Annotated in this window: 21 protein-coding genes and 1 tRNA gene; 13 read left to right on the plus strand and 9 right to left on the minus strand. The window is 70.0% G+C overall.

The features are described 5' to 3' along the window. Positions 1-81: 81 nt before the first annotated feature. The 6 genes from ABEA46_RS16285 (at position 82) to pstB (ending at position 7,547) form a co-directional block, all read left to right on the plus strand. Positions 82-2,247 carry an RNA degradosome polyphosphate kinase gene (locus tag ABEA46_RS16285; RefSeq protein WP_345545932.1) on the plus strand — a complete coding sequence of 722 codons (2,166 nt, stop codon included), beginning with the start codon at positions 82-84 and terminating at the stop codon, positions 2,245-2,247. Beyond that, on the plus strand, positions 2,244-3,182 hold the full coding sequence (locus ABEA46_RS16290) for an NUDIX hydrolase (protein WP_345545934.1): 939 nt from the start codon (positions 2,244-2,246) through the stop codon (positions 3,180-3,182). The genes ABEA46_RS16285 and ABEA46_RS16290 overlap by 4 nt, the downstream gene beginning before the upstream one ends. A 160-nt stretch (positions 3,183-3,342) precedes the next feature. Further along, positions 3,343-4,473: a phosphate ABC transporter substrate-binding protein PstS gene (locus ABEA46_RS16295; protein ID WP_345545935.1), complete on the plus strand. Its 1,131-nt coding sequence runs from the start codon at positions 3,343-3,345 to the stop codon at positions 4,471-4,473. 152 nt (positions 4,474-4,625) lie between these two features. Then, positions 4,626-5,645 carry a phosphate ABC transporter permease subunit PstC gene (gene pstC, locus ABEA46_RS16300; RefSeq protein ID WP_345545937.1) on the plus strand — a complete coding sequence of 340 codons (1,020 nt, stop codon included), beginning with the start codon at positions 4,626-4,628 and terminating at the stop codon, positions 5,643-5,645. Beyond that, positions 5,642-6,748 carry a phosphate ABC transporter permease PstA gene (gene pstA, locus ABEA46_RS16305; protein ID WP_345545938.1) on the plus strand — a complete coding sequence of 369 codons (1,107 nt, stop codon included), beginning with the start codon at positions 5,642-5,644 and terminating at the stop codon, positions 6,746-6,748. Before pstC ends, pstA begins: the two co-directional genes overlap by 4 nt. Positions 6,749-6,767: 19 nt before the next feature. After that, positions 6,768-7,547 carry a phosphate ABC transporter ATP-binding protein PstB gene (gene pstB, locus ABEA46_RS16310; RefSeq protein WP_345545940.1) on the plus strand — a complete coding sequence of 260 codons (780 nt, stop codon included), beginning with the start codon at positions 6,768-6,770 and terminating at the stop codon, positions 7,545-7,547. Positions 7,548-7,621: 74 nt separating this feature from the next. Here pstB and ABEA46_RS16315 read toward each other — a convergent pair whose 3' ends face one another. From ABEA46_RS16315 to ABEA46_RS16350, 8 genes are all read right to left on the minus strand, one after another. Continuing rightward, positions 7,622-8,509: an aminodeoxychorismate lyase gene (locus ABEA46_RS16315; RefSeq protein WP_345545941.1), complete on the minus strand. Its 888-nt coding sequence runs from the start codon at positions 8,507-8,509 to the stop codon at positions 7,622-7,624. 182 nt (positions 8,510-8,691) lie between these two features. Further along, on the minus strand, positions 8,692-9,330 hold the full coding sequence (locus tag ABEA46_RS16320; protein WP_345545942.1) for a DNA-directed RNA polymerase subunit beta: 639 nt from the start codon (positions 9,328-9,330) through the stop codon (positions 8,692-8,694). Positions 9,331-9,416: 86 nt separating this feature from the next. Then, positions 9,417-9,824, minus strand: a complete 408-nt coding sequence (locus tag ABEA46_RS16325; RefSeq protein ID WP_345545943.1) for a VOC family protein — start codon at positions 9,822-9,824, stop codon at positions 9,417-9,419. Between the two features lie 63 nt (positions 9,825-9,887). After that, on the minus strand, positions 9,888-10,235 hold the full coding sequence (locus ABEA46_RS16330; RefSeq protein WP_345546116.1) for a helix-turn-helix transcriptional regulator: 348 nt from the start codon (positions 10,233-10,235) through the stop codon (positions 9,888-9,890). Between the two features lie 98 nt (positions 10,236-10,333). Continuing rightward, a complete protein-coding gene (locus ABEA46_RS16335; RefSeq protein WP_345545945.1) occupies positions 10,334-10,951 on the minus strand; it encodes an anti-sigma factor domain-containing protein in 618 nt (205 codons plus the stop codon). A 62-nt stretch (positions 10,952-11,013) separates the two neighbouring features. Further along, a complete protein-coding gene (locus ABEA46_RS16340) occupies positions 11,014-11,799 on the minus strand; it encodes an anti-sigma factor (protein ID WP_345545946.1) in 786 nt (261 codons plus the stop codon). Then, positions 11,799-12,401, minus strand: a complete 603-nt coding sequence (sigK, locus tag ABEA46_RS16345) for an ECF RNA polymerase sigma factor SigK (protein WP_345545947.1) — start codon at positions 12,399-12,401, stop codon at positions 11,799-11,801. The genes ABEA46_RS16340 and sigK overlap by 1 nt, the downstream gene beginning before the upstream one ends. A 30-nt stretch (positions 12,402-12,431) precedes the next feature. Next, positions 12,432-14,162, minus strand: a complete 1,731-nt coding sequence (locus tag ABEA46_RS16350; protein ID WP_345545948.1) for a cytochrome c biogenesis protein CcdA — start codon at positions 14,160-14,162, stop codon at positions 12,432-12,434. Positions 14,163-14,371: 209 nt separating this feature from the next. Between ABEA46_RS16350 and ABEA46_RS16355 the strand changes: the two genes are divergently transcribed. The 3 genes from ABEA46_RS16355 to ABEA46_RS16365 all read left to right on the plus strand — a co-directional run bounded on the left by ABEA46_RS16355 (position 14,372) and on the right by ABEA46_RS16365 (position 16,688). Then, positions 14,372-15,037, plus strand: coding sequence for a fasciclin domain-containing protein (locus tag ABEA46_RS16355; protein WP_345545949.1), 666 nt, complete (start codon positions 14,372-14,374; stop codon positions 15,035-15,037). Between the two features lie 183 nt (positions 15,038-15,220). Further along, the gene (locus ABEA46_RS16360) at positions 15,221-16,543 is read left to right on the plus strand and encodes a serine/threonine-protein kinase (RefSeq protein WP_345545950.1); all 1,323 of its coding nucleotides are present in this window, start codon (positions 15,221-15,223) and stop codon (positions 16,541-16,543) included. Between the two features lie 72 nt (positions 16,544-16,615). Then, positions 16,616-16,688 (plus strand) — tRNA-Lys (locus ABEA46_RS16365). A gap of 46 nt (positions 16,689-16,734) precedes the next feature. Here ABEA46_RS16365 and ABEA46_RS16370 read toward each other — a convergent pair. Continuing rightward, positions 16,735-17,610, minus strand: a complete 876-nt coding sequence (locus ABEA46_RS16370; protein ID WP_345545951.1) for a CPBP family intramembrane glutamic endopeptidase — start codon at positions 17,608-17,610, stop codon at positions 16,735-16,737. Between the two features lie 145 nt (positions 17,611-17,755). On the opposite strand from ABEA46_RS16370, the gene ABEA46_RS16375 reads away from it, so the two are divergent. Genes ABEA46_RS16375 through narI form a run of 4 tightly spaced genes read left to right on the plus strand, consistent with a single transcriptional unit; the run spans position 17,756 to position 24,562 of the window. Then, positions 17,756-21,460 carry a nitrate reductase subunit alpha gene (locus tag ABEA46_RS16375; protein ID WP_345545952.1) on the plus strand — a complete coding sequence of 1,235 codons (3,705 nt, stop codon included), beginning with the start codon at positions 17,756-17,758 and terminating at the stop codon, positions 21,458-21,460. Further along, a complete protein-coding gene (gene narH, locus ABEA46_RS16380; RefSeq protein ID WP_345545954.1) occupies positions 21,460-23,148 on the plus strand; it encodes a nitrate reductase subunit beta in 1,689 nt (562 codons plus the stop codon). The genes ABEA46_RS16375 and narH overlap by 1 nt, the downstream gene beginning before the upstream one ends. Continuing rightward, a complete protein-coding gene (gene narJ, locus ABEA46_RS16385) occupies positions 23,145-23,768 on the plus strand; it encodes a nitrate reductase molybdenum cofactor assembly chaperone (RefSeq protein ID WP_345545955.1) in 624 nt (207 codons plus the stop codon). The genes narH and narJ overlap by 4 nt, the downstream gene beginning before the upstream one ends. Further along, positions 23,768-24,562, plus strand: a complete 795-nt coding sequence (narI, locus tag ABEA46_RS16390) for a respiratory nitrate reductase subunit gamma (RefSeq protein WP_345545957.1) — start codon at positions 23,768-23,770, stop codon at positions 24,560-24,562. The genes narJ and narI overlap by 1 nt, the downstream gene beginning before the upstream one ends. Positions 24,563-24,577 lie beyond the last annotated feature (15 nt).

A 24,577-nucleotide genomic window follows, 5' to 3' on the forward strand; every position in this document is an offset into this window, starting at 1 on the left:
GTGGCGGGGCGCGGGATGCCGCATCCCGGCGTTCGCGGACTCGTTCACACTCCGGTCACATGACCCTGCAATGATGAGGGGATGATCGAACCCGAGGTGCTCGACACCGGCCTGGGAGATGCGGACGACGACGACTTCGACATGTCGGAGGAGTTCGACTCCCAGCTGCCGGACCACCGCTACCTGGACCGCGAGCTGAGCTGGCTCGCCTTCAACCAGCGCGTGCTCGAGCTCGCCGAAGACGCCAACCTCCCTGTGCTCGAACGCGCGAACTTCCTCGCGATCTTCGCGAGCAACCTCGACGAGTTCTTCATGGTGCGCGTCGCCGGCCTCAAGCGCCGCATCATGACGGGCCTGGCCGTTCCGACCAACGTGGGCACCTCCCCTATGGACGTGCTCACCGAGATCTCGGCCGAGGCGCACCGGCTGCAGCTGCGTCACGCGAACGCGTGGATGACCCTGGTGCAGCCGGCGCTGGCGGATGCCGGCATCCAGGTGGTCTCATACGAATCGCTGGACGCCGACGAGCGCGCGCAGCTGTACGAGTACTTCCAGGCGCAGGTCTTCCCGGTGCTGATGCCGCTCGCGGTCGATCCGGCGCACCCGTTCCCCTACATCTCGGGGCTCTCGCTGAACCTCGCGATCCGCATCCGCAACGCCCGCACCGGGCGCCAGGAGTTCGCGCGCCTCAAGGTTCCGCCGATGCTCCCCCGGTTCGTCGAGCTGCCCCCGGCGGAAGGCACTGTACGCTACCTGCCCCTCGAAGACCTCATCTCCAACCATCTGGACGACCTGTTCCCCGGCATGGAGGTGCTGGACCACCACGCGTTCCGCCTCACCCGCAACGAGGACGTGGTGATCGAGGAGGACGAGACCGAGAACCTGATCCAGGCGCTCGAGGCCGAGCTGCTGCGGCGCCGCTTCGGTCCGCCGATCCGGCTCGAGATCACCGACGACATGGACGACGTCACCCTCGACCTCGTCATCAAAGAGCTCGACATCACCGAGCAGGAGGTCTACCGCCTCCCCGGACCGCTCGACCTGCGCGGGCTGTTCGATCTGTCGCGCATCGACCGGCCCGACCTTCACTTCAAGCCGCACGTCCCCACCACTGCGCTGGCGTTCCAGCCGGGCGACAACAACGAACGCGCCGACATCTTCGCCGCGATCCGCAAGGGCGATGTGCTCGTGCACCACCCGTACGAGTCGTTCGCGACGAGCGTGCAGGCCTTCCTCGAGCAGGCCGCCAAGGACCCGCACGTGCTCGCCATCAAGCAGACGCTGTACCGCACGTCCGGCGACAGCCCCATCGTCGAGGCCCTGATCAACGCCGCCGAAGCCGGCAAGCAGGTGCTGGCCCTGGTCGAGATCAAGGCCCGCTTCGACGAGGCGAACAACATCGTGTGGGCCCGCAAGCTCGAGAAGGCCGGCGTGCACGTCGTGTACGGCCTCGTGGGCCTCAAGACCCACTGCAAGCTGGCGCTCGTCATCCGCGAGGAAGGCGGCGTGCTGCGCAGCTACAGCCACGTCGGCACGGGCAACTACAACCCGAAGACCAGCCGCATCTACGAGGACTTCGGCCTGTTCACCGCCGACGACCAGGTGGGTCGCGACCTCACGCGCCTGTTCAACGAACTCAGCGGCTACGCGATCGAGAAGAAGTTCAAGCGACTGCTCGTCGCCCCGCTGCACCTGCGCAAGGGCCTGCTGCGCCTCATCGACAAAGAGCGGCGCAATGCGGTGGCCGGACGTCCCGCGAGCGTGCGCATCAAGGTCAACTCGATGGTCGACGAGCAGATCATCGACGCGCTGTACCGTGCCAGCCAGGCGGGCGTGAAGATCGAGGTGTGGGTGCGCGGCATCTGCTCGCTCAAGCCCGGAGTCGAGGGCATGAGCGAGAACATCACCGTCCGCTCGATCCTCGGCCGCTACCTCGAGCACTCGCGGATCTTCTCGTTCGGCGGCGACGGCGAGCCGGTGGTCTACATCGGCAGCGCCGACATGATGCACCGCAACCTCGACCGCCGCGTCGAGGCGCTGGTGCGCGTGTCGTCGCCGGCGCATGTCAAGGAGCTCGAGGACCTCTTCACGCTCGCGATGAGCGACACGACCAGTTCGTGGCATCTCGGCGCCGACGGCGAATGGGTCCGGCACAACACCGCCGAGGACGGCAGGCTGCTGCTGGATATCCAGGACCGCACCATGACCAACGTGCAACGCCGCCGGCGGGCACGCGCGGTGCGATGACCGAGACCGCGGTGTACGCGGCAGGGGGCGTGGTGTGGCGCGTCGTCGACGGCAAGCTGCGCGTGCTCCTGATCCACCGCACCAAGTACCGGGACGTCACACTGCCCAAGGGCAAGGTCGATCCCGGTGAGATGCTCGCCGAGACGGCGGTGCGCGAGATCCACGAAGAGACCGGCATCCATGTCGCCCTCGGCGTGCCGATCGGCGTCTCGCGGTACCGCCTGCCGAGCAAGCGCACCAAGATCGTGCACTACTGGGCCGCTGAGGCGACCGACGACGCGATCCGCGCGAGCGCGTTCGTGCCGAACAAAGAGATCGCGGCGATCGAGTGGGTGACGCCCAAGAAGGCGATCGCGCGCCTGAGCTACCCGGTCGACGTCGAGATCATCGAGAACTTCCTGCGGCTGGTCGACGAGGGCGTGCTGCGCACCTTCCCCATCGTGGCGCTGCGGCACGCGAAGGCGCTCCCCCGTGAGGAATGGGAGGGGAAGGATGCCGCCCGCCCGTTGACTCCGCGCGGTCGCCGGCAGGCGCGCGCCATCGTCGGTCCGCTGCGGGCGTTCGGTGTGCGCCGGATCGTCTCGAGCCCGGCGACCCGGTGCGTGAAGACGGTCGCGCCGCTGGCCGAGGTGCTGGGCCGAAAGGTCGACACGTCGAAGCTCATCAGCCAGGACGCGTGGGAGGACGGGCGGTCCGACGCGCGCGCGGTCATCGGCGAGCGCGTCCGGTCGCGCAAGTCCGCCGTGCTGTGCAGCCACGGCCCGGTGCTGCCCGACATCCTGAGCGAGCTCGCACTGGCCACAGGGACGCTCCGGGGCTCGTATCTCGGCAGTGCCTCGGCGCTCGAGCCGGGGGCGTTCTCGGTCGTGCACCTGTCGGTCGAGAACCCGGGCTCGGGCATCGTCACGATCGAGACCCACGAGCCGAAGTTCTGACGGCGCCCCGGCACACCTCCTCCCGTTCACCTTCCGTTCACCCGCACAGCGCAGTCTCTTAAGAGTCCGAGCCTACGTTTCAGAGCGAACCCCGCACCGGGCTTCGTACCCGCAGGCCTGCACCAGGCCTCATTTCCCTGACACGTGAAGGATTCACACAGTGAAGATCTCTCGCATCGCCCAGGCGGGCGCTGTCGCCGCTATCGCGGCCCTCGCCCTCGCCGGCTGCGCCTCGAACACCGACACCCCGAGCGACACCCCGGCCGCCAGCGAGTCCGCCGCGGACTCGGGCGTCACGGTCGAGCTCGACTCGAGCCTCACGGGCACGATCACCTCCGGTGGCTCCAGCGCCCAGGGCAACGCGCAGGCCGCCTGGACGACGGCGTACAACGCGACAGTCGGCGGCGTCACCATCAACTACGACAAGTCGCAGGGCTCCGGCGGCGGCGTCACCAACTTCCTCAGCGGCGCGTACGACTTCGCCGGCTCGGACTCGCCGCTGTCGGCAGACGAGACCACGCAGTCGGAGGCTCTGTGCACCGAGGGCGGCGTCAACATCCCCGTCTACCTCGACGGCGTCTCGATCATCTACAACATCGACGGTGTCGACAGCCTGAAGCTGAGCGGCGAGACGATCGCGAAGATCTTCAACCTGCAGATCACCGACTGGTCCGACCCCGCCATCACCGCCGACAACGGCACCGCTCTGCCGGCCGGCCCGATCACCACGGTCGCCCGTTCGGACGGCTCCGGCACGACGGCCAACTTCACCAACTACCTCGTCGGCACGCAGGCCGAGTCGTGGCCGTACGAGGCCGGCAAGAACTGGCCGGTCGCGGGCAACGTCTCGCTCCAGAAGGGCGGCTCGGGCGTCGTCGACACCGTCAAGGCGGGCTCGGGCACGATCGGCTACGCCGACCACTCGGCCATCGGCGACCTGAACGCGGCCGACATCGTGGTCGACGACACCGCGATCCCGTTCAGCGCCGAGGCCGTTGCGAAGACCTTCGAGGTCGCCGCGGTCGACGCCTCCAACGGCGTCGAGGGCGACCTGTCGAAGAAGTTCGACTACTCGAAGCTCACCACCGAGACCTACCCCATCCCGCTCGTCTCGTACGCCATCACGTGCACGACGTTCCAGGACGAGGCGCAGGCGGAGCTGACCAAGTCGTACCTCGGCTTCGTCGCCAGCTCGCTCGGCCAGCAGGTCGCTGCCAAGAACGCCGGTTCGGCCGCACTGCCGGACTCGATCCTCGAAGAGGCGCAGAAGACCATCGACGCCATCAAGTGATCCATGTCGGTCCGCCCGCCCAGGCGATCCCTGGGCGGGCGGGCTGAATACCGTCTCCGACACGCTCGGCGGCGGTATTGAGCCGCCCCGACCTCACGTAGCACCCCGGAAACCCGACAGGAGCTCCTCCATGCGACACCGACGGACCCGTCATGGCTGACGCGATCAGCCCGCCCGCGCCCGCCGCGTCACGCCGCAAATCGACCCGTCGCGCCAGCGACACGGTGTTCCTCGGCCTCTCGGCCACGTCTGCCGTCTCGATCATGGTGATCCTCGCCGGCGTCGCCATCTTCCTCATCATCCAGGGGTTGCCGGCGATCACCGCGAACTGGTCCGAGAACGCGGACCTCAGCTCCATCCAGAACCCCGCGCAGGTCCCGTGGACGAGCTTCTGGGAGTATGTCGGCCCGCTCCTGTGGGGCAGCATCTTCTCGGCGCTCATCGCGATGGTGCTGGGCGCTCCGGTCGCCATCGGCATCGCGCTGTTCATCTCGCACTACGCCCCCCGCCGCATCGCGGGTGCGCTCGGCTACATCGTCGACCTGCTCGCCGCGGTCCCCTCGATCGTGTTCGGTCTCTGGGGCATCGCGGTCATGCGCCCCTTCCTGCTGCCGCTCTCGGACTTCCTGGGCCAGTACTTCGGCTGGATCCCGCTCTTCGCAGGTCCCGTGTCGTCCACCGGATCCACGATGCTCGCCGGTGGCGTCGTGCTGGCCGTCATGATCCTCCCGATCGTCACGTCGATCACCCGCGAGATCTTCCTGCAGACGCCGCGCCTGCACGAAGAGGCCGCGCTGGCCCTCGGCGCGACGCGCTGGGAGATGATCCGCCTGTCGGTCCTGCCCTACGCGCGCAGCGGCATGATCTCCGCCACACTCCTGGGCCTCGGGCGGGCGCTGGGCGAGACGATGGCCATCGCGCTCATCATCTCGCCGTCGCTGCTGTACTCGGTCCGCATCCTCACCGACGGCTACAACTCGCAGACGATCGCAGCGAACATCGCGCTGAACTTCCCGGTCGCCACCGAGATCCAGCGCTCCGCGCTCATCGGCACCGGCCTGATGCTCTTCGTCATCTCGTTCGCGGTGAACATGGTCGCCCGGTACATCATCGGCGCGCAGGGTCCGAAGCCGACGCGCAAGCGCCGCCGCAAGGAAGGAAAGGTCGCATGACGTCGACCATGACCCCCTCGGCCCCACCGGTCCGGCAGCAGCCCATGCGGCTCACGAGCGGCCACCTCCCGCGGTTCATCGAGCCGATCCTGCTGGTCGGCGTGGCGGTCCTCGTCGGCCTCGTGATGTTCGTCCTCACGCAGAGCCTCAGCATCCCGATCTGGCTCGTCCTGACCGCGGTGCTGTACCTCATCGCGATCGGCGTCGGCGCGTCGATCGTCGAAGGGCGACGGAAGGCCACGGATCGCGTCGTGCGCGGCGTGGTCACGGCGTTCTTCGTGCTGGCGGTCGCACCGCTGATCTCGACGCTGTGGACCGTCATCGCCAAGGGCGCCGAGGTCGTCAACTGGCAGTTCATCACCTCGGTCACCGAGTCGACGTTCAACCCCGAGACGCTCGAGGTCACGAGCACGCCGGGCGCGCTCCAGGCCATCGTGGGAACGCTCATCATCACCGGCATCGCGGCGCTCATCTCGGTGCCCATCGGCATCCTCACCGCGGTCTACCTGACCGAGTACGCCCTCCCGACCAACCCGCTGCGTCGCACCATCACCTTCCTCGTGGACGTGATGACGGGCATCCCGTCGATCGTCGCCGGTCTGTTCGCGTTCTCGCTGTTCAGCCTCATCGTCGGCCCCAAGGCCTTCAGCGGCTTCTCGGCGTCGATCGCCCTGTGCGTGCTGATGATCCCGATCGTCGTCCGCTCGACCGAGGAGATGATCCGTCTGGTCCCCGCGGACCTGCGCGAGGCGTCGCTGGCCCTGGGCGTGCCGAAGTCGGCCACGATCCTCAAAGTCGTGCTGCGCACCGCGGCGAGCGGCATCGTCACGGGCGTCGTGCTCGCCGTGGCCCGCGTCGTCGGAGAGACGGCGCCCATCTTCATCGCCGCGAGCTTCACCGACAACTTCAACGCCAACCCGTTCTCTGGCCCCATGCAGACCCTGCCGGTGATGGCGTACACGGCCTACAGTTTCCCCTCGAAGGACATCGACGCATCGCAGGCGCAGGCGTGGGGCGCAGCGCTCCTGCTGGTGATCCTCGTCGTCATCTTCAACCTCATCGCCCGGATCATCGCGAAGCTCTTCGCGCCGAAGACCCGTTAGTACGAAAGGCCGCCCACAGGTGTCCAAAAGCATCGAAGTCAACGACCTCAACGTCTACTACAGCGACTTCCTCGCCGTCGAAGGCGTCTCGCTGTACATCGAGCCGCGCAGCGTCACGGCCTTCATCGGCCCGTCGGGCTGTGGCAAGTCGACGTTCCTGCGCACGCTCAACCGCATGCACGAAGTGATCCCCGGCGGCCGGGTCGAGGGCGAGGTGATGATCGACGGCGACAACCTGTACGGCGCGAACGTCGATCCCGTGCTCGTGCGCCGCCAGGTGGGCATGGTGTTCCAGCGTCCGAACCCCTTCCCCACGATGTCGATCAAAGAGAACGTGCTGGCAGGCGTGAAGCTCAACAACAAGCGCATCTCGAAGTCGGACGCCGACGCGCTCGTCGAGCAGTCGCTGCGCGGCGCCAACCTCTGGAACGAGGTCAAGGACCGCCTCGACAAGCCCGGCGGCGGCCTGTCCGGCGGCCAGCAGCAGCGTCTGTGCATCGCGCGCGCCATCGCCGTGTCGCCCGAGGTGATCCTCATGGACGAGCCCTGCTCGGCGCTCGACCCGATCTCGACCTACGCGATCGAGGAGCTCATCGGCGAACTGAAGAACACCTACACCGTCGTCATCGTCACGCACAACATGCAGCAGGCGTCGCGCGTGAGCGACAAGACGGCGTTCTTCAACATCGCCGGCACCGGCAAGCCGGGCAAGCTCATCGAGTACGACGACACCTCCACGATCTTCACGACCCCGTCGGTGCAGGCGACCGAGGACTACGTCTCGGGCCGCTTCGGGTGATCGCGGCCGCGCTGTGACACGAAGCCCTCGCCGCCCGGCGAGGGCTTCGCCGTTGCGGGCTCAGTGCTGTCGACTCAGTCGCGCGGGCTCAGCAGGTAGCGATTGATGGATGCCGTCAGCCCGGCGTCGAGCGGAACCTCGACACCGTCGATCGCGGTGATGGGCGCGGCCAGGCGCACGCTGGACACCAGCCAGGCGGCATCCACATCCTTCAGCGCTCGCGTCGGAAGGGTCGCGTAACCGGTCTCGAAGCCCTCGGACTCGAGGTGCGCGAACAGGCTCAGCTGGGTCGTGCCGTGCAGGATGCCGGCGCCCGGTGCCGGGGTGACGAAGCGGCCGTCGATGCGGACGATGAGCGACGCGGTCGGCGCCTCGAGCACGAACCCGTCGGAGGTCACGAAGATCGCGTCGTCGGCGCCGCGCCGGTGCGCCTCGCGGATGGCAGCCATGTTGACCGCGTACGACAGCGTCTTGGCCCCCAGCAGCAGCCAGGGTGCGGCCGCGGGCGTGTCGATCCCGTATCCGCGGTCGAGCGTCACCACCCGGATGCCCTGTTCGCGGGCGGCCGTGTTGTCGGCTGCCGCAGCGGCGGTCGTCCACGCCGTCGGTGCCGGGCCGTGCTCGACGCCGCGGCTCAGGATGAGCTTGATCACGCCCTCCCCCTGCTGCGGCGCATGCGCGGCGGCGATCGCCACGGCCCGACGCCACTGCTCCAGGTTCGGCGCGGGAAGGTCGCAGATCGCCGCGGAGTGGGCGAGGCGCTCGAGGTGCGCCTGCGTCTCCTGCGGGTGACCGTCGACGACCCCGATGGACTCGAAGATCCCGTCGCCCCGCTGCGTGCTCAGCTCGCCGACGCTGAGCGCCGGGGCCGACGGGTCGATCGTGCGGAACGTGTCGTCGAAGTCCGAGCGTGGATCGTCGGATGCCGCGGGCTCGATCACGAGCGCGAATCGCAGTGCCATGCCCCGAGCCTAGGCGGTCGGGAATGCGGAGCCCCGCGTCTCGGTTACACTGGATCGGCCGGGCCGCAGTAACCCCGGGCTCCATCTTTTGCCGCTACGAGCGGCACCGCGCCGAGAGGCGTTCTGCGGCCCGGCACTTTGCTGCCCGGGCGTCTTCTCGCCTGACGTGCGGGGTGGATGCCTCAGCTCAGCGCGTCGCGGCGCCACAGGCCGGCGCACGCCGACAGGTCGGCTGCGTAGTCCGACAGGCGCAGCGCCCGCGTGGTGAACGCCGATGCGCGGTCGGGCTCGGTGCGCTCGTAGTCGTCGGCCACGTGCGTCGCGCCGGAGGCCTGCACGCGGCAGAACGCCGCCGCCCGGTCCAGCGCGACGGCGAAGTCGCCCTCGAACAGTCCGCGCAGGATCATGTCGACGAGCGCGACGAGCTCCTCGGGCCCGGCGGGGGACGGAGCGCCCGCCACGACGTCGTCGGCCGAGGCGAGCTCGGCACGGCCGCGCTCGTAGAGGAGCGCGGCCGTGCGCGGGTCGTCGTGGATCATGAGCTGCACGAGGTACAGCCGCCACAGCGCGCCGGGAAGGCTGCGCGACGGCGATCGCGACCACAGCTCGGCGATGTCGTCGATGCCGTGCTCGTCGGTGAACGCGACGAGCCGGTCGACGGTGGCGCCGTCCGGGTCCGCTCGCACCCGCGCCAGCAGGGCGTGCGCGGTGGTGTGCGCGACACGCGAGACCTCGGCGGGGTCCTCGGCAGAGAACGTCCGGTCGAAGAGTTCGGCCGGCCGGCGGACGGGTTTGTGGAACTCACGGGACGAATCGCTCATTCCGTCCAGGCTACCGGCCGCCACGAGCACGCGTTCCTGCTCGAGCTGCATCGCCGCGATCCACGGCAGGCACATGTCGGCGCCGCTCAGACCTGGTTGATGCGGATGTGGTTGCCCGCCGGGTCGCGGAACGCGGCGTCGCGCGGACCCCATCCCTGCTCCTTGGGCTCCTGCAGCACCTCGGCGCCCGACGAGCGCAGCTTCTCGAACGTGGCGTCGAGATCGGTCGTCGTGAAGACGTAGGGGCCGGGGCCCGAACCCTTGACCACGAGACGCAGCAGGGCGTCGCCGTCGTCGGGCGAGCGGCCGGCGGTGGGGTCCGAGACGACCAGCGACAGGCCGGGCTGGCCGGGGAACCCGAAGCTCACCCAGCGGTGACCGTCGTACGAGACGTCGTTGACGACCTCGAGGCCGAGTCCGTCGCGGTAGAAGGGGATGGCGGCGTCGACGTCGTCGACGGTGATGGGGCTGTATGCGAGTGCGATGTTCGTCATGCGTGCCACGCTACGGACGCGGGGCGCCGCATGCTTCTCCGATCCTGCTCGGTTCGCACCCGATCAGACGTAGCGCGTCGGCCGCGTCAGGATCCTCGCGACGCACAGCGGCATCGCCTCTGCCGCATCGTGCGGCCTGGAACGGTACGAGCTCGGCGACTCGCCCACGATCTCGCTGAACGTCGAGCTGAACGATCCGAGCGACGTGGCCCCGACGGCGGTGCACGCGTCGGTCACCGACACGCCGTCGCGCAGCAGCGCCATCGCGCGCTCGATGCGTCGCGTCATGAGGTATGCGTACGGCGTCTCGCCATAGGCGGCTTTGAACTCGCGCGAGAAGTGCGCCGGCGACATGAGAGCCTTCGCGGCCATCGTGGGCACGTCCAGGGGCTGCGCGTAGTCGCGGTCCATCAGATCGCGGGCGCGGCGCAGATGCACGAGCGTCTGCGTCGTCTGCGACGGCGAGGTCTTCTGCGAGACGGATGCCACGGCCCCAGGCTACCGAAGCGTCAGTCCGTCGGGATCTGGGCGATCGTGTCGCCGAGCGGGCGGTCTGCCGTGTCGCCGGCGCGCTCCAGGGTCACGATGACGGTCTCGGCGGGCTTCCAGTCGTCGACCACGAGGGTCGCCCCGCCGGCGGCGTCGACCTCGAGCGTGCCCACCTCGACCGGATCGCCGTCGCGCAGCACCCACACGGCGAGCGTCTCGCCGTCCTCGACAGGGGGCACCCGCTGGGTGACGAGCACCAGATCGGCACCCTCGTCCGACCAGTGGGCGGTCGCGATGCCCCCGCCCGCGACGGCGACGGTGGCCGACGCCGCGTCGGCCGCCCCCTGGACGTCGGCAAGCGCGGCGACCTGCGGCGACACGTGCACGCGCTCGTTGATCGTCGCGACGACGAACCCGACCCCGGTGAGGACGACGAGGGATGCCGCGAACCCGCCGATCACCCGCCCCCAGTTGCGGCGGCTCTGCGCCTGAACCGCGACGGTGTCCGTCGTCGGGCCGTAGCCCGGTATCGGCGCGGCGGCGGCCGCTTCCGCGGCCGGCAGGTCGGGAAGCGGCGGAATGAGCGATTCGACGCCCTGATCTGCGGCATCCATCTCGCGCCCCCCGTCCCCCGTCACCCTTCCAGCATGCCGCACGGGGCTCCCGAGTGGCTGGGAGGACGCCTTGTCCGGTGGCGTGGTCAGGACGTGGGGATCATCACGATCGGCTCGGACGAGGGCTGCCCGGTCGGCGAGCCGCCCTGCGGTTCGACGGTGACCGCGATCGTGTCGCCCGGCTGCATCGTGCCCTCCAGCAGTGCGGTGGTGGTCTGCGTCGACGACTCGAACGTGCCCGCGGCGATGGCCGCTCCGTCGCGGACGAACCAGAGCTCGAAGCTCTCGTCCTGGGCGATGGGCGGCATGGTGTCCGACACCAGCACGACCTTTCCGACCGACTCCGACCAGTGGGCGGTCGCCGTGCCGCCGTCGGTGACGTCCGCCGTCGCAGACTGCGCGTCGGGCGCGTCCTCGATCTGCTGCAGCGCGATCACGGCGGCCGGACGGTTCAGGTAGGCGCTGATCATCGCCGCGCCGACCCCGAGGGCGACCAGCAGCACGACCGATGCGGCGAGCGCCAGCAGGCCGCGGGTCCAGCGTCGCCGACTCGTCGGCTCGGGTGCGTCCGTCGAGAGCGGCGCCTCGGCGGCAGGGGCGCCCTCCGCAGGGCTGTCGTCCGCGAGGCTGTCGTCCGCGGGGAGCTGCGGCGTCGAGGCCAGCTGCGACAGCAGCGTCGCGCGGAGCTCCGGCGGCGGGGCGGTCTCGGGGACGGCCTCGGCGAGCACCGCGGCGGTCGCCGCATCCGCGCGCACCAGGTGCTCCCATTCGGGGTGCTCACGGCGCGCGGCCTCGAAAGCATCGCGGTCCGCGGGTGACAGCGCATCGAGCGCGGCGCCGGCGGCGAGCTCTGCGAACTCCTGTTCGTCCATCACGCGATCACCCCCATCTCGGTCCGCAGCCGCGACAACCCGTCACGCATCCTCGTCTTGATCGTCCCCAGCGGCGCCCCCACGAGCACCGCGATCTCGCTCTGACTGTAACCCCCGTAATACGCGAGGGTCAGCGCCTCCCGCTGGGCATCGGGCAGGGTCGACAGCGCGGCCGCGACCCGCTTCCCCTCGATCCGCAGCTCCACCTGTTCGGCCACCCCGTCATGCGGGACGTCGAGGTCGCGGAACCCCGCACGCACGTCGCGATCCGTGCTCGCCTGCGAAGCCCTCACCCGATCGACAGCCCTGCGGTGGGCGATCGTGAGAACCCACGTGCGTCCCTGCCCTCTGTTCGGAGCGAACCGGGATGCGGATTGCCACACTTCCAGGAACACCTCCTGCAGCACCTCTTCGCTCTGCGCGCGATCGACGAGGACGCGCAGGATCAGACCGAACACGCGAGGCGACAGCGCGTCGTAGAGGTCTCCGAACGCCGCCTCGTCGCCGCCCGCGACGCGCTGGAGCAGCTCGGCGATGCGGTCGACGGGTGTCGCGCCGTCCTCGGGCACGTCGATCCCGTCGATCACCATGTCCACCAGCATGCCCCATGACCTCCCGCGCGGACGCTCCGCTCACCCGAAGGTGAACGAGTACACCTCGACGCCCGGCGACACCTCGACGTCGAGGACATGCGCGCCGGTGTCCGGGACCTGCGCGACCGGATACGAGCGCGGCGTGCCCGACACGCGCACCGTCTGCGTCGTGCCGTCGTCCAGACGCACCCGCACGTCTCCCTCGCCGGCCAGCACCATGCGCACGTCTTCGGCGTGGAAGCGGAGGCGGATGCTGCCGGTGTCGCTCCCGGACGGCGTCGCGTACTGGGTCTCGATGCGCCAGGTGCCGGCCAGCGCGAACGTGTCGTCCGGTTGGGCGTCGCCGACCGCGTACGCGTGATCGCCGGCCCGGTAACTGCCGTCGCCCCCGTAGTTCACGTCCTTGGCAGAGCCGAGGAACGTCTCACGGGTCCGGGTGCCGGCCTGCGGAGTGTCGTCGGCGACCTCGGTCGGATCCGGCAGTGCGACCTCGGGGTCCGCATCCTTCAGCAGTTCACGGATGAGCTTCTCGGTCGCCTCGTAGTTGCCCTCGCCGAAGGCGATGTGGCGCACGATCCCGTCGGCGTCGATCAGGTAGTGCGCGGGCCAGTACCGATTGCGGTACTTCGTCCACGTGGCCAGGTCGTTGTCGAGCGCGACCGGGTACGCGATCCCGAAGTCCCGCGCGCCGGCCGCGACGTTGCCGGCATCCTTCTCGAACGCGTACTCGGGAGAGTGGATGCCGATGACCCGCAGCCCCGCGCTGCGATACGCCGCATCCCACGCCACCACATGGGGGATGCTCCGCTGACAGTTGATGCACGAGTACGCCCAGAAGTCGATGAGCACGACCTTCCCGCGAAGATCGGCGAGGTCGACGGCCGCGCCGCCCGGCGTGTTCAGCCAGGACTCGATACCGCGGATGGACGGTGCCGAGCCGCACGACTCCAGCTCCGGCGCCCCGTTGGTGCACTTGTCGAGGTCCTTGTTCTCGTCGGTGACGAGACCGCCGAGGTCCAGCGCCCGCCGTGCCTCGGGATTGTCGGTGAGCCCACGCTGCACTTCGGCGGTGTAGTCGGGCACGAGGCGCTGCAGGGCTTGCGGCACGTTGAACACCAGGCCCACGGCGAGGGCGAGCATCGCGATGCCGGCGGCGATCCGCAGGCCGCGCTCGCGGCGCCGGAACGCGCGGATGCGCTCCACGAGACCACGGCCGGCGAGGGCGAAGAACAACAGCGGGACGGCGACGCCCACGGCGAACGACACCGTCAGCACGACAGTCCCCGCGTCGATGCGGCCCGTCGATCCCGCGACGATGATGGCCGCGAGCACCGGTCCCGCGCAGGGGACGAACACCGTGCCGAGCGCCAGACCGACGCCGAAGCCGCTGCCGCGGTTGGTCACCTCGCTGCGTCGCGCGAGCTTCTGGAACGGCCGCTCGAGCACACGCTCGAACCGGGGGACGAGGAGGCCGACGCCGATGAGCACCAGCACCGCGATGCCCGCCCATCGCAGCACGTCCTGCGGCAGACCGAGCGCCCCCAGGACGAGCGAGCCGAGCAGGGTCACCAGCGTGAAGCTCGTGATGAGCCCCGCGATCACCAGATAGGGCCGCGCCCGGGATGCAGGGACGACGCAGTCCGACGTCTCGGCGCCGAACCGGGCCGACTGCGCCCCGCCGGTGAGGAAGATGACCGGCAGCACCGGGAGGATGCACGGCGAGATCCCCGTGATGAGCCCGCCCAGCAGACCGATGATGACCAATTGCATGTGTCCCCCTCGTGCGCGTCGACCTCTGTTCGCACCCGAGCGCGTTTCGGATTGGTGTCCACCCGCCGAGGGGTGGATTCCGTCGCCGGCCGCAAGAAGGTGCAATCCGATCCCCGCGCGCCTCCGAACAGTCCGTGTAGCCGCTCCTGCGGCGCGCTCCCTCGGGGGCCACACGAAGCGGTCGCACCGGCCGCGAAGAGGAGGAAGACATGTCTCGCATCACTGGGAAGCGCGTCTCGGCCGGGCTTGCCCTGGCGATCGCCGCGACCTTCGCGTTGTCCGCCTGTTCCATGGGCGGATCGACGGCGGAACCCTCGACCGACGCCTCGAGCCCCGCGATGGAGGCGAGCGAGCAGCCCATGGCCACCGCCGACCCCGCCGCCGACCTCGTCGGCCCCGGCTGCGCCGCCTATGCCGAAGCCGTCCCGGACGGCGACGGCTCGATCGAAGGCATGTCGGGCGATCCCGTCGCGGTCGCGGCATCCAACAACCCGATGCTGACGACGCTCACCGCGGCGGTCAGCGGACAGCTGAACCCCGACGTGAACCTCGTCGACACGCTCAACGGCGACGAGTTCACGGTGTTCGCACCCGTCGACGACGCGTTCGCGAAGATCGACCCCGCCACGATCGAGTCGCTGAAGACCGACTCGGCGACCCTGACCTCGATCCTGACCTACCACGTGATCCCCGGGCGGATCGAGCCCGCTGACATCGCCGGCACGCACACCACCGTGCAGGGCGCCGATCTCGAGGTCACCGGCAGCGGCGACTCGTGGATGGTCAACGACGCCAACGTCATCTGCGGAGGCGTGCAGACCGCGAACGCCACCGTGTACCTCATCGATTCGGTCCTGATGCCTCCGGCACAGTGACCGGCTCCCGGTTCCGGCCGGGTAAGGGGGGCGGAGAGGCCGCCGACGCCTGCGGAAGGGGTCGGCGGCCTCGTCGCTGCCTCACGTCGGCGCTCGCGTCAAGGGGTCTGACCCCATCGCGTCGCGGGTCTAACGTGGACTGCGTCCGGGCGGGCTCCCGATCCTGCGCGGACGGGGAGCATCATGACTGACCTACGCGAGTCGCCGGCGTTGTCGACCGGCGCCGTCGTCGGCGAGCGGTACCTGCTGCGCGAACTCATCGGCGAGGGCGGCATGGCACGGGTGTACCGTGCCGACGATCTGCACCTGGGGCGGACTGTCGCCGTCAAGATCTTCCAGGGCTCGGGAGACGACGTCGGCTCGGTCGAGCGCGCGCACTCCGAGACCCTGCTGCTCGCCTCGGTGAACCACCACGCCCTCGTCACCGTGTTCGACGCCCATGTGGCCGCCGACGAGCTCAGCTACCTCGTCATGGAGCACGTCGACGGCGTGACCCTCCGGGAGCTGCTGCGGCGCGGCCGGCTCGACGCCGGCGCGGCGGCATCCATCGGCATCGATCTCGCCGAAGGACTCCACATCGTCCACGGGGCGGGGATCGTGCACCGCGACATCAAGCCGTCCAACGTCCTGCTCACCCGGTCGACCATGCCGGGCGGCGCGTGGCGCGCGAAGCTGGCCGACTTCGGGATCGCCCACCTGCGCGACACGACGCGCCTGACGACCCCGGGCCTCCTCGTGGGCACCGCCGCCTACCTCGCCCCGGAGCAGGCCCGCGGCGCGCCGCCGGCGCCGCCCGCCGACGTGTACGCGTTCGGGCTGGTGATGATCGAGGCGCTCACCGGCGAGCGCCCGTTCGCGCACGCCGAGGGCATCGGCACCGTGATGGCACGCCTCGCGGGACCGCCCGCCATCCCCGAGGACGTTCCCGAGGCGTGGCGGGGGCTGCTGCGCGGCATGACCGCCATCCGCCCCGATGATCGGCCGACCGCGCTCGAGGTCGGTGCGGCTCTCTCGGCGATGGCCGCGCCGCCGGCGACCGCCCGTACCGAGGACGAGCCGACGGCGCCCCTCACCGCGCCCTCCCCGGCCCTCGCCCCGACCGCCGTGCTCCCGCTCGTCCCCCCGGGTGTCACCGGGAGGGGGGATGCCGGGGCCACCGCGCTCACCGGCAGTGCGGCGCGCACGCGCTCACGCCGCCGCCGGGTCGCGGGACTCGCGGGCGCGGGGATCGCCGTCGTCGCGGCCCTTGCCGGCGCACTGTGGCTGTCGTCCCTGCCGGCCGGGACGCCAGCGCCCGAGCCGACAGGACCGGTCCTGCAGGAGCAGCCGTCACCGCCTCCCCCGACTCCGGCGGACCAGAGCGGCGACCCCGACGAAGAGTCCGGCAACAGCGGCCCCGGCAACAACAACGGGAACGGGAACGGCAACGGACCGGGGAGCAACTCCGGGAACGGGAACGGCAACGGACCGGGGAGCAACTCCGGGAACGGCAACGGGGACGAATGACGCTGAGCACCGTGAGCACGCGGGCACACCGGACAAGCAGTCGTTGCAAGACAAGTAGGCTGGAGCCTGCGAGGGCCTCTAGCTCAGTCGGTAGAGCATCGGACTTTTAATCCGCGGGTCGTGGGTTCGAGCCCCACGGGGCCCACTCGAAACCAGACGGCCGAACCCATTCGCGGGTTCGGCCGTCTGCTTCACGACGCGACGGCTGTCGCGCGGCGGCCGGGGCGGGCGATGATCCGGCCGTTGCGATGCGCCCAGACCATCAGCGCGGTCGTCACGATCGAACAGGCGGCGATCGCGATCAGGCTCGCCTCGGGGCCGAAAGCGCCGCCGGTGAGCCAGACGGGTCCTTCGGTCACCGCGGTGACGAGCGCGCCGTGCGCATCGGACCCCGAGGTGACGGTGCCGAAGACGGCCACGAGCGCCACATTCCAGCCCAGGTGCAGCCCGATGGGCAGCCACAGCGACCCGGTGGCGACGAAGGCGGCCCCGAGCATGAGCCCCGCCTCGACCGCGATCGACACGGCGCCCCAGAGCGTCGCTCCGGGGTTCAGCAGGTGGAGGAGCCCGAACAGCGCCGCCGAGCCGGCGAGCGCGATCCACGTGCCGAACGCGCGCTGCAGCAGGCGCAGGACGACGCCCCGGAACAGCACCTCTTCGGCGACCGCCACGGCGCACATCATGCCGACGACGGTGAGCGCTCCTGCCGGCGTGCCTGCGCCGGTGATCTGGTAGCCGCCGAACAGGGCGAGGACGCCGATCGTGACAGCGGCGAGGCCCAGGCCGCCGAGCACCCCGGCCAGGAGCGGCCGCGTTCGCGGCCGGACGAGCTCTGCGACCGCCCGCCGCTCGAGGCGACCGACGATCCACGAGTAGAGCCACAGCAGGAGCACGGCGAGCGCCGGCCCGACGACCAGCGCGGCCAGCGGACCGGCGAGGGCCGAGGCGACGGCGTTGACGGCGAGCATCGCCGCCGTGAACGTCGTGACGAGGATCGCCGCGATCCCGACCGTGCGCGAACGCGAGCGGGCCGGCGCGGGAACAGGCGTCGATTCAGTGGATGTCATGGCGGTCACGCTAGGGAGCCGGTCGGCTCGCCGTCGTCACCCCTGAGTACCGATTCCGGATAGCTCCACGGGGGCATCCCCGTGGGCCCGATTCTCACGGCCCGCCTCTGGCGCGTTCGCCGGACGGTTCGCTAGGGTCCGAGACATGACGCCCCAGATCGGTGTGGACGGTCCGGCTTCCGACGCGCTTCTCGCGGCGGGGAGATTCTTCACCAAGTGGGACGAGACCGACGATCATCGGGCCGCGTTCCTCAAGGGCGGCCGTGAGGGCGACGTCTTCTACCGCGACCGGTGGAGCCACGACAAGGTGGTCCGCTCGACACACGGCGTGAACTGCACCGGGTCGTGCTCGTGGAAGGTGTACGTCAAGGACGGCATCATCACGTGGGAGGCGCAAGAGACCGACTATCCGAGCGTCGGTCCCGATCGCCCCGAATACGAGCCCCGCGGTTGCCCCCGCGGGGCTGCGTTCTCTTGGTACACCTACTCCCCCACCCGCGTGCGCTACCCGTACGTCCGTGGCGTGCTGCTGGACGCCTACCGCTCCGCGAAGGCGCGCGGCAAGGACCCCGTCGAGGCCTTCCACGAGGTCACGACCGATCCCGGCGTGCGCAGCCGCTACCAGCTGGCGCGCGGCAAGGGCGGGCTGGTGCGCGCGAGCTGGCAGGAGGCGGTCGAGCTCGTCGCCGCCGGCTATGTGCACACCATCAAGGAGTACGGCCCCGACCGGGTGTCGGGATTCTCGCCGATCCCCGCGATGTCGATGGTGTCGCACTGCATCGGCACCCGCTTCACGCAGCTGATCGGCGGCGTGATGACCTCGTTCTACGACTGGTACGCCGACCTGCCGGTCGCGAGCCCGCAGGTGTTCGGCGACCAGACCGACGTGCCCGAGTCGGGTGACTGGTGGGATGCCACCTACCTCATGATGTGGGGCTCCAACGTCCCCGTCACCCGCACGCCCGACGCGCACTGGATGGCCGAGGTGCGCTACCGCGGCACGAAGGTCGTGACCGTCAGCCCCGACTATGCCGACAACACGAAGTTCGCCGACGAGTGGCTGCCATGCCAGGCCGGCACCGACGCAGCGCTCGCGATGGCGATGGGCCACGTCGTGCTGAAGGAGAACTACGTCGATCGGCGCGTGCCCTTCTTCGCGGACTTCTCACGTCAGTACACCGACCTGCCTCACCTCGTGCGGCTGGTCGAGCGCGACGGCGCCTTCGTCCCCGGCGCCTTCCTGACATCGAAGGATCTCGGCGGCGACACCGCAGAGGACGAGTGGAAGACGGTGGTGCTGGATGCCGCGAACGGCCAGCCGCGCGTCCCCAACGGGTCGATGGGCTTCCGTTACGCGCCGTCCGGCGAAGGCCGCTGGAACCTCGACCTCGAGGGAGTGGAGCCGGCGCTGTCGGTGAGCGACCTCCCCGCGGGCACTGCGACCGAGAAGGCCGAGGTGCTGCTCCCCCGGTTCGACTCGGCCGACGGCGAGGGCGGCGTCCTGCACCGCGGGGTCCCGGCCACGCGGGTGGACGGCATCCTCGTCACCACCGTGCTCGACCTGATGCTCGCGCAGTACGGCGTGGGCCGTGAGGGACTTCCCGGCGAGTGGCCCACGGACTACGACGACGCCGACTCGCCGTACACGCCGGCATGGCAGGAAGAGATCACGGGCGTGCCGGCGCAGGCGGCCATCCGCATCGCGCGCGAGTTCGCGGCGAACTCGGCCGAGTCGCAGGGCCGGTCGATGATCATCATGGGCGCCGGCATCTGCCAGTGGTTCCACGGGGATGCCACCTACCGGGCGATCCTGGCGCTCCTGATCCTCACCGGCGCGATGGGGCGCAACGGCGGCGGCTGGGCGCACTACGTCGGCCAGGAGAAGTGCCGCCCCATCACCGGCTGGCTGTCGCTCGCGAACGCCCTGGACTGGAGCCGTCCGCCGCGCACCATGATCGGCACGGCGTACTGGTACATGCACACCGACCAGTGGCGCTTCGACGGCTACTCGGCCGACGCGCTCGCCTCGCCGCTGGCCGAGGGCAATCTCACCGGCATGCACACCGCCGACACCATCGCGCAGTCCGCGCGGCTCGGCTGGATGCCGTTCTACCCGCAGTTCGGTGTGAACCCGCTCGATCTGGCCGACCGGGCCGACGAAGCGGTGGCCTCCGGCGAGGCGGCGGATGCGGCATCCTACGTCGTCTCGCAGCTCGAGTCGGGTGAGCTGCGGCCCGCCATCTCCGACATCGACGCGCCCGAGAACTGGCCGCGCCTGCTGACGCTGTGGCGCTCGAACCTCATGGGATCCAGCGCGAAGGGCAACGAGTACTTCCTCAAGTACCTGCTGGGCACCCACAGCAACGTGATGGCCACGGACGAGGCCAGCGTCCGCCCGAACGACGTGAAGTGGCGGGACCGGATCCCCGAGGGCAAGCTCGACCTGCTGGTCTCGGCGGACTTCCGCATGACGTCCACCACCCTGCTGTCGGACGTCGTGTTCCCCGCGGCCACCTGGTACGAGAAGCATGACCTGTCCTCGACCGACATGCACCCGTTCGTGCACGCGTTCACCCCGGCGATCGACCCGCCGTGGGAGGCCAAGAGCGACTTCGAGCTCTTCCACGCGATCGCCACCGAGTTCTCGGCGCAGGCGCGCACGCACCTCGGCACGCGGCGCGACCTGGTGTCGGTGCCCATGCAGCACGACACCCCCGGCGAGACGGCGCAGCCCGGCGGCGAGGTCCGCGACTGGTCGCGCGGCGACGCGACGGGCATCCCCGGAAGGACGATGCCGCAGTTCACCGTGGTCGAACGGGACTACACGGCGATCGCCGACAAGCTCGGGGCCGTCGGGCCGCTCGCCGACACCCTCGGCTTCACGACCAAGGCGGTGACGTACGACCTGACGCACGAGGTCGAGGTGCTGGCGCAGAAGACCGGTGTCATGCTCGGCGGCGCCGCCGACGGGCGCCCCGCCCTCGACACCGACGTCAAGCTCGCCGAGGCGATCCTGGCGTTCTCGGGCACCACGAACGGCGAACTCGCGGCGCAGGGCTTCCGCACGCTCGAGAAGCGCGTCGGCAAGCCGCTCGTCGACCTCGCCGAGGGGTCGGAGGAGAAGCGGATCACGTTCGCGATGACCCAGGCCGCCCCCGTCCCGGTCATCACCTCGCCGGAATGGTCGGGCTCCGAGACGGGCGGCCGCCGGTACGCGCCGTTCACCGTCAACATCGAGCGCCTGAAGCCCTTCCACACCCTGACCGGTCGCATGCACTTCTATCTCGACCACGCCTGGATGCGCGACCTCGGCGAGGCGCTGCCGATCTATCGCCCGCCGCTGGACATGCACCGCCTGTTCGGCGAGCCCAAGCTCGGCCCGGACGGCTCGCAGCAGGTCGTGGTGCGCTACCTCACGCCGCACTCGAAGTGGTCGATCCACTCGGAGTACCAGGACAACCTGTTCATGCTGTCGCTCTCGCGCGGCGGCCCCACGGTCTGGATGAGTCCGGCCGATGCCGCCGCCATCGGCGCCGCCGACAACGACTGGGTCGAGTGCGTCAACTCCAACGGCGTCCTCGTGGCCCGGGCGATCGTGTCGCACCGCATGCCGACCGGCGTGGTCTACGTGCACCACGCGCAGGAGCGCACGATCGACGTGCCCAAGTCCGAGGCGACCGGCCGGCGTGGCGGCATCCACAACTCCGTCACACGCCTGCTCGTGAAACCGACGCATCTCATCGGCGGGTACGCGCAGCTGTCGTACGCGTTCAACTATCTGGGGCCGACCGGCAACCAGCGCGACATGGTGGCCACGGTGCGCCGCCGCAGCCAGGAGGTGGTGTTCTGATGCGCGTGATGGCCCAGATGGGCATGGTGATGAACCTCGACAAGTGCATCGGATGCCACACCTGCTCGGTCACGTGCAAGCAGGCGTGGACGAACCGGGCGGGCACCGAGTACGTGTGGTTCAACAACGTCGAGACCCGTCCCGGCCAGGGCTACCCGCGCCGGTACGAGGACCAGGAGCAGTGGCGCGGCGGCTGGACGCTCAACAAGCGCGGACGGCTGTCACTGCGCACCGGCAGCCGTGCGAAGCGCCTGTTCTCGATCTTCTCGTCGCCCGTGCAGCCGAAGCTCGAGGACTACTACGAGCCGTGGACGTACGACTACGAGACGCTGATCGACGCGCCGCTCGGCGACGACTTCCCGGTCGCGCGGCCGAAGTCGCTGATCACGGGTGAAGACACGCAGATCACGTGGTCGGCGAACTGGGACGACGACCTCGGCGGCGCGAGCGAGATGGGCCATCTCGACCCGATCGTCCAGAAGGTGCGGCGCGAGTCCGAGGACGCCATCAAGCTGCAGTTCGAGAAGACGTTCATGTTCTACCTGCCGCGGATCTGCGAGCACTGCCTGAACCCCTCGTGCATGGCCTCATGCCCGTCGGGCGCGATCTACAAGCGCGCCGAGGACGGCATCGTGCTCGTCGATCAGGACCGCTGCCGCGGGTGGCGCCAGTGCATCACGGGCTGCCCGTACAAGAAGATCTACTTCAACCACAAGACCGGCAAGGCCGAGAAGTGCACGCTGTGCTATCCGCGCCTGGAGGTCGGCATCCCGACGGTGTGCTCCGAGACGTGCGTCGGTCGCCTGCGCTACCTGGGACTGTTCCTGTACGACGCCGACCGTGTCACCGAGGCCGCGGCCACGCCCGATGAGAAGGACCTGTACGAGGCGCAGCTCGACCTGATCCTCGACCCCGACGACCCCGAGGTGATCGCGGCGGCCCGGGCGCAGGGCGACATCCCCGAGGACTGGATGGATGCCGCCCGCCGGTCGCCGGTGTACGCCCTGGCCAAGAAGTACCGGGTCGCGCTGCCGCTGCACCCCGAGTACCGCACGATGCCGATGGTCTGGTACATCCCGCCGCTGTCGCCGATCGTCGACCTGCTGCGCGATCAGGGTCATGACGCCGAGTCGGCGGGCACGCTGTTCGGCGCGATCGAGGCGCTGCGCATCCCCGTCGAGTACCTGGCGGAGCTGTTCACGGCCGGCGACACCGACATCATCACGGCGGTCCTGTGGCGGCTCGCGGCCATGCGCTCGTACCTGCGCGACATCACGCTCGACCGCGAGCGCGACGAGTCGATCCCCGAGGCGGTGGGCATGACCGGCGAGTCGATCTACGCCATGTACCGCTTGCTCGCGATCGCGAAGTACGAGGACCGCTACGTCATCCCCACCGCGCATTACGAGCGGGCCCATGAGCTGGAGGAGCTCGGCTGCTCGCTCGACTTCGACGGCGGCGCGTACGGATCGGAGTCCGGACCCTTCGGGGAAGCGAGCGGCCGGCCGGTGCCGGTCGCGGTCGAGACGTTCCAGGCGCTGAAGGACCGCCAGACGGCCGATGTCGCCGCCAGCAGCGAGTCGCTGCGCGGCCGCGTCAACCTGCTCAACTGGGACGGCAACGGCACGCCCTCGGGGCTGTTCCCCGCCAAGGGCGCGAAGGACTCCGCCGACGGAGGGTCGCCATGAGCTCCGCGGTGGTGCACCAGGCCGCATCGCTGTGCCTGAGCTATCCCGACGACACCGTCCTCGGCTCGGCACGCCTGGTGGAGCGGGCGCTGCGGGAGTCAGCGCCCCGGGCTGCGGCATCCTTCGCCCCGCTCCTGGAGTGGTGGGCGGGCACGCCTGCATCGCAGGTGCAGGCCGCCTACGTCGACACATTCGACATGTCGCGACGGCACGCGCTGTACCTCAGCTACTGGACCGACGGCGACACCCGGCGCCGCGGCGCCGTGCTCGCCGACCTCAAGCGCCGATACCGCGAGACGGGGCTGCAGCTGGACGGCACCGGCGAACTCCCGGACTACCTGCCGCTCGTGCTGGAGTTCGCCCGGCACGCGCCGCGCGAGGGCACCGCCGTGCTGCAGGAGTACCGCCCGAGCCTGGAGCTGATCCGCATCGCCCTCGCCGAACGCGGCTCCCCGTACGCCGGCGTCGTCGCGGCGGTGTGCGACACGCTTCCCGGCCGCTCCCCCGCCGACCGCCAGCAGGCGATGGCGATGGCCGCCGCGGGCCCCCCACGCGAGACGGTCGGGCTCGACGCGCACGACCCGCGGCTGCTGCCGCTCCACCCGGTCGGAGGACGCTGATGGATCTGTTCCTGTGGGGGATCCTCCCCTACATCATGGTGGCGGTGCTGGTCGGCGGCACCATCTGGCGCTACAGATACGACCAGTTCGGCTGGACCACCCGGTCATCGCAGCTGTACGAATCGCGGCTGCTGCGCATCGGCTCGCCGCTGTTCCACTTCGGCATCCTCGTCGTCGTGATCGGCCACGTCGCGGGCCTGGTGATCCCCAAGGCCTGGACGGACTTCTTCGGCATCTCGGACGAGATGTACCACCTCGCCGCTCTCGGCCTCGGCTCGGTCGCCGGCTTCGCGACGCTCGTCGGCGTCGGCATCCTGATCTACCGGCGCCGCACCACGGGCCCGGTGTTCATGGCGACCACGAAGAACGACAAGACGATGTACGTCGTGCTGGTCGCCGCGATCGTCGCAGGCCTGGCCACCACGGTGCTGGGCGTCATCGGCCCGCACCAGGAGCTCACCTACCGCGACACGGTGGCGCCCTGGTTCCGGTCGCTGTTCGTGTTCCAGCCCGACATCGCGTCGATGAGCCAGGCGTCGCTCGATTTCCAGCTGCACACCCTCATCGGCATGGTGCTGTTCATGCTGTGGCCGTTCACCCGGCTCGTGCACGCGTTCACGGCGCCCGTGCATTACCTCTTCCGCCCCTACATCGTGTACCGCTCGCGCGACGGACGGCCGACCACGGCGCGCGGCATCCAGCGCGGGTGGGCGCCGGTCGGCACGCGCGACCGCACGTCCGACAAGTCCGCGAAGAGCGTCACGAGCGGCAGCACGAACACCAGGAAGCGCTGACGCTCGCTCGCGTCC

Origin of the sequence: Microbacterium jejuense (assembly GCF_039544225.1) — a bacterium.
GTDB lineage: Bacteria > Actinomycetota > Actinomycetes > Actinomycetales > Microbacteriaceae > Microbacterium > Microbacterium jejuense.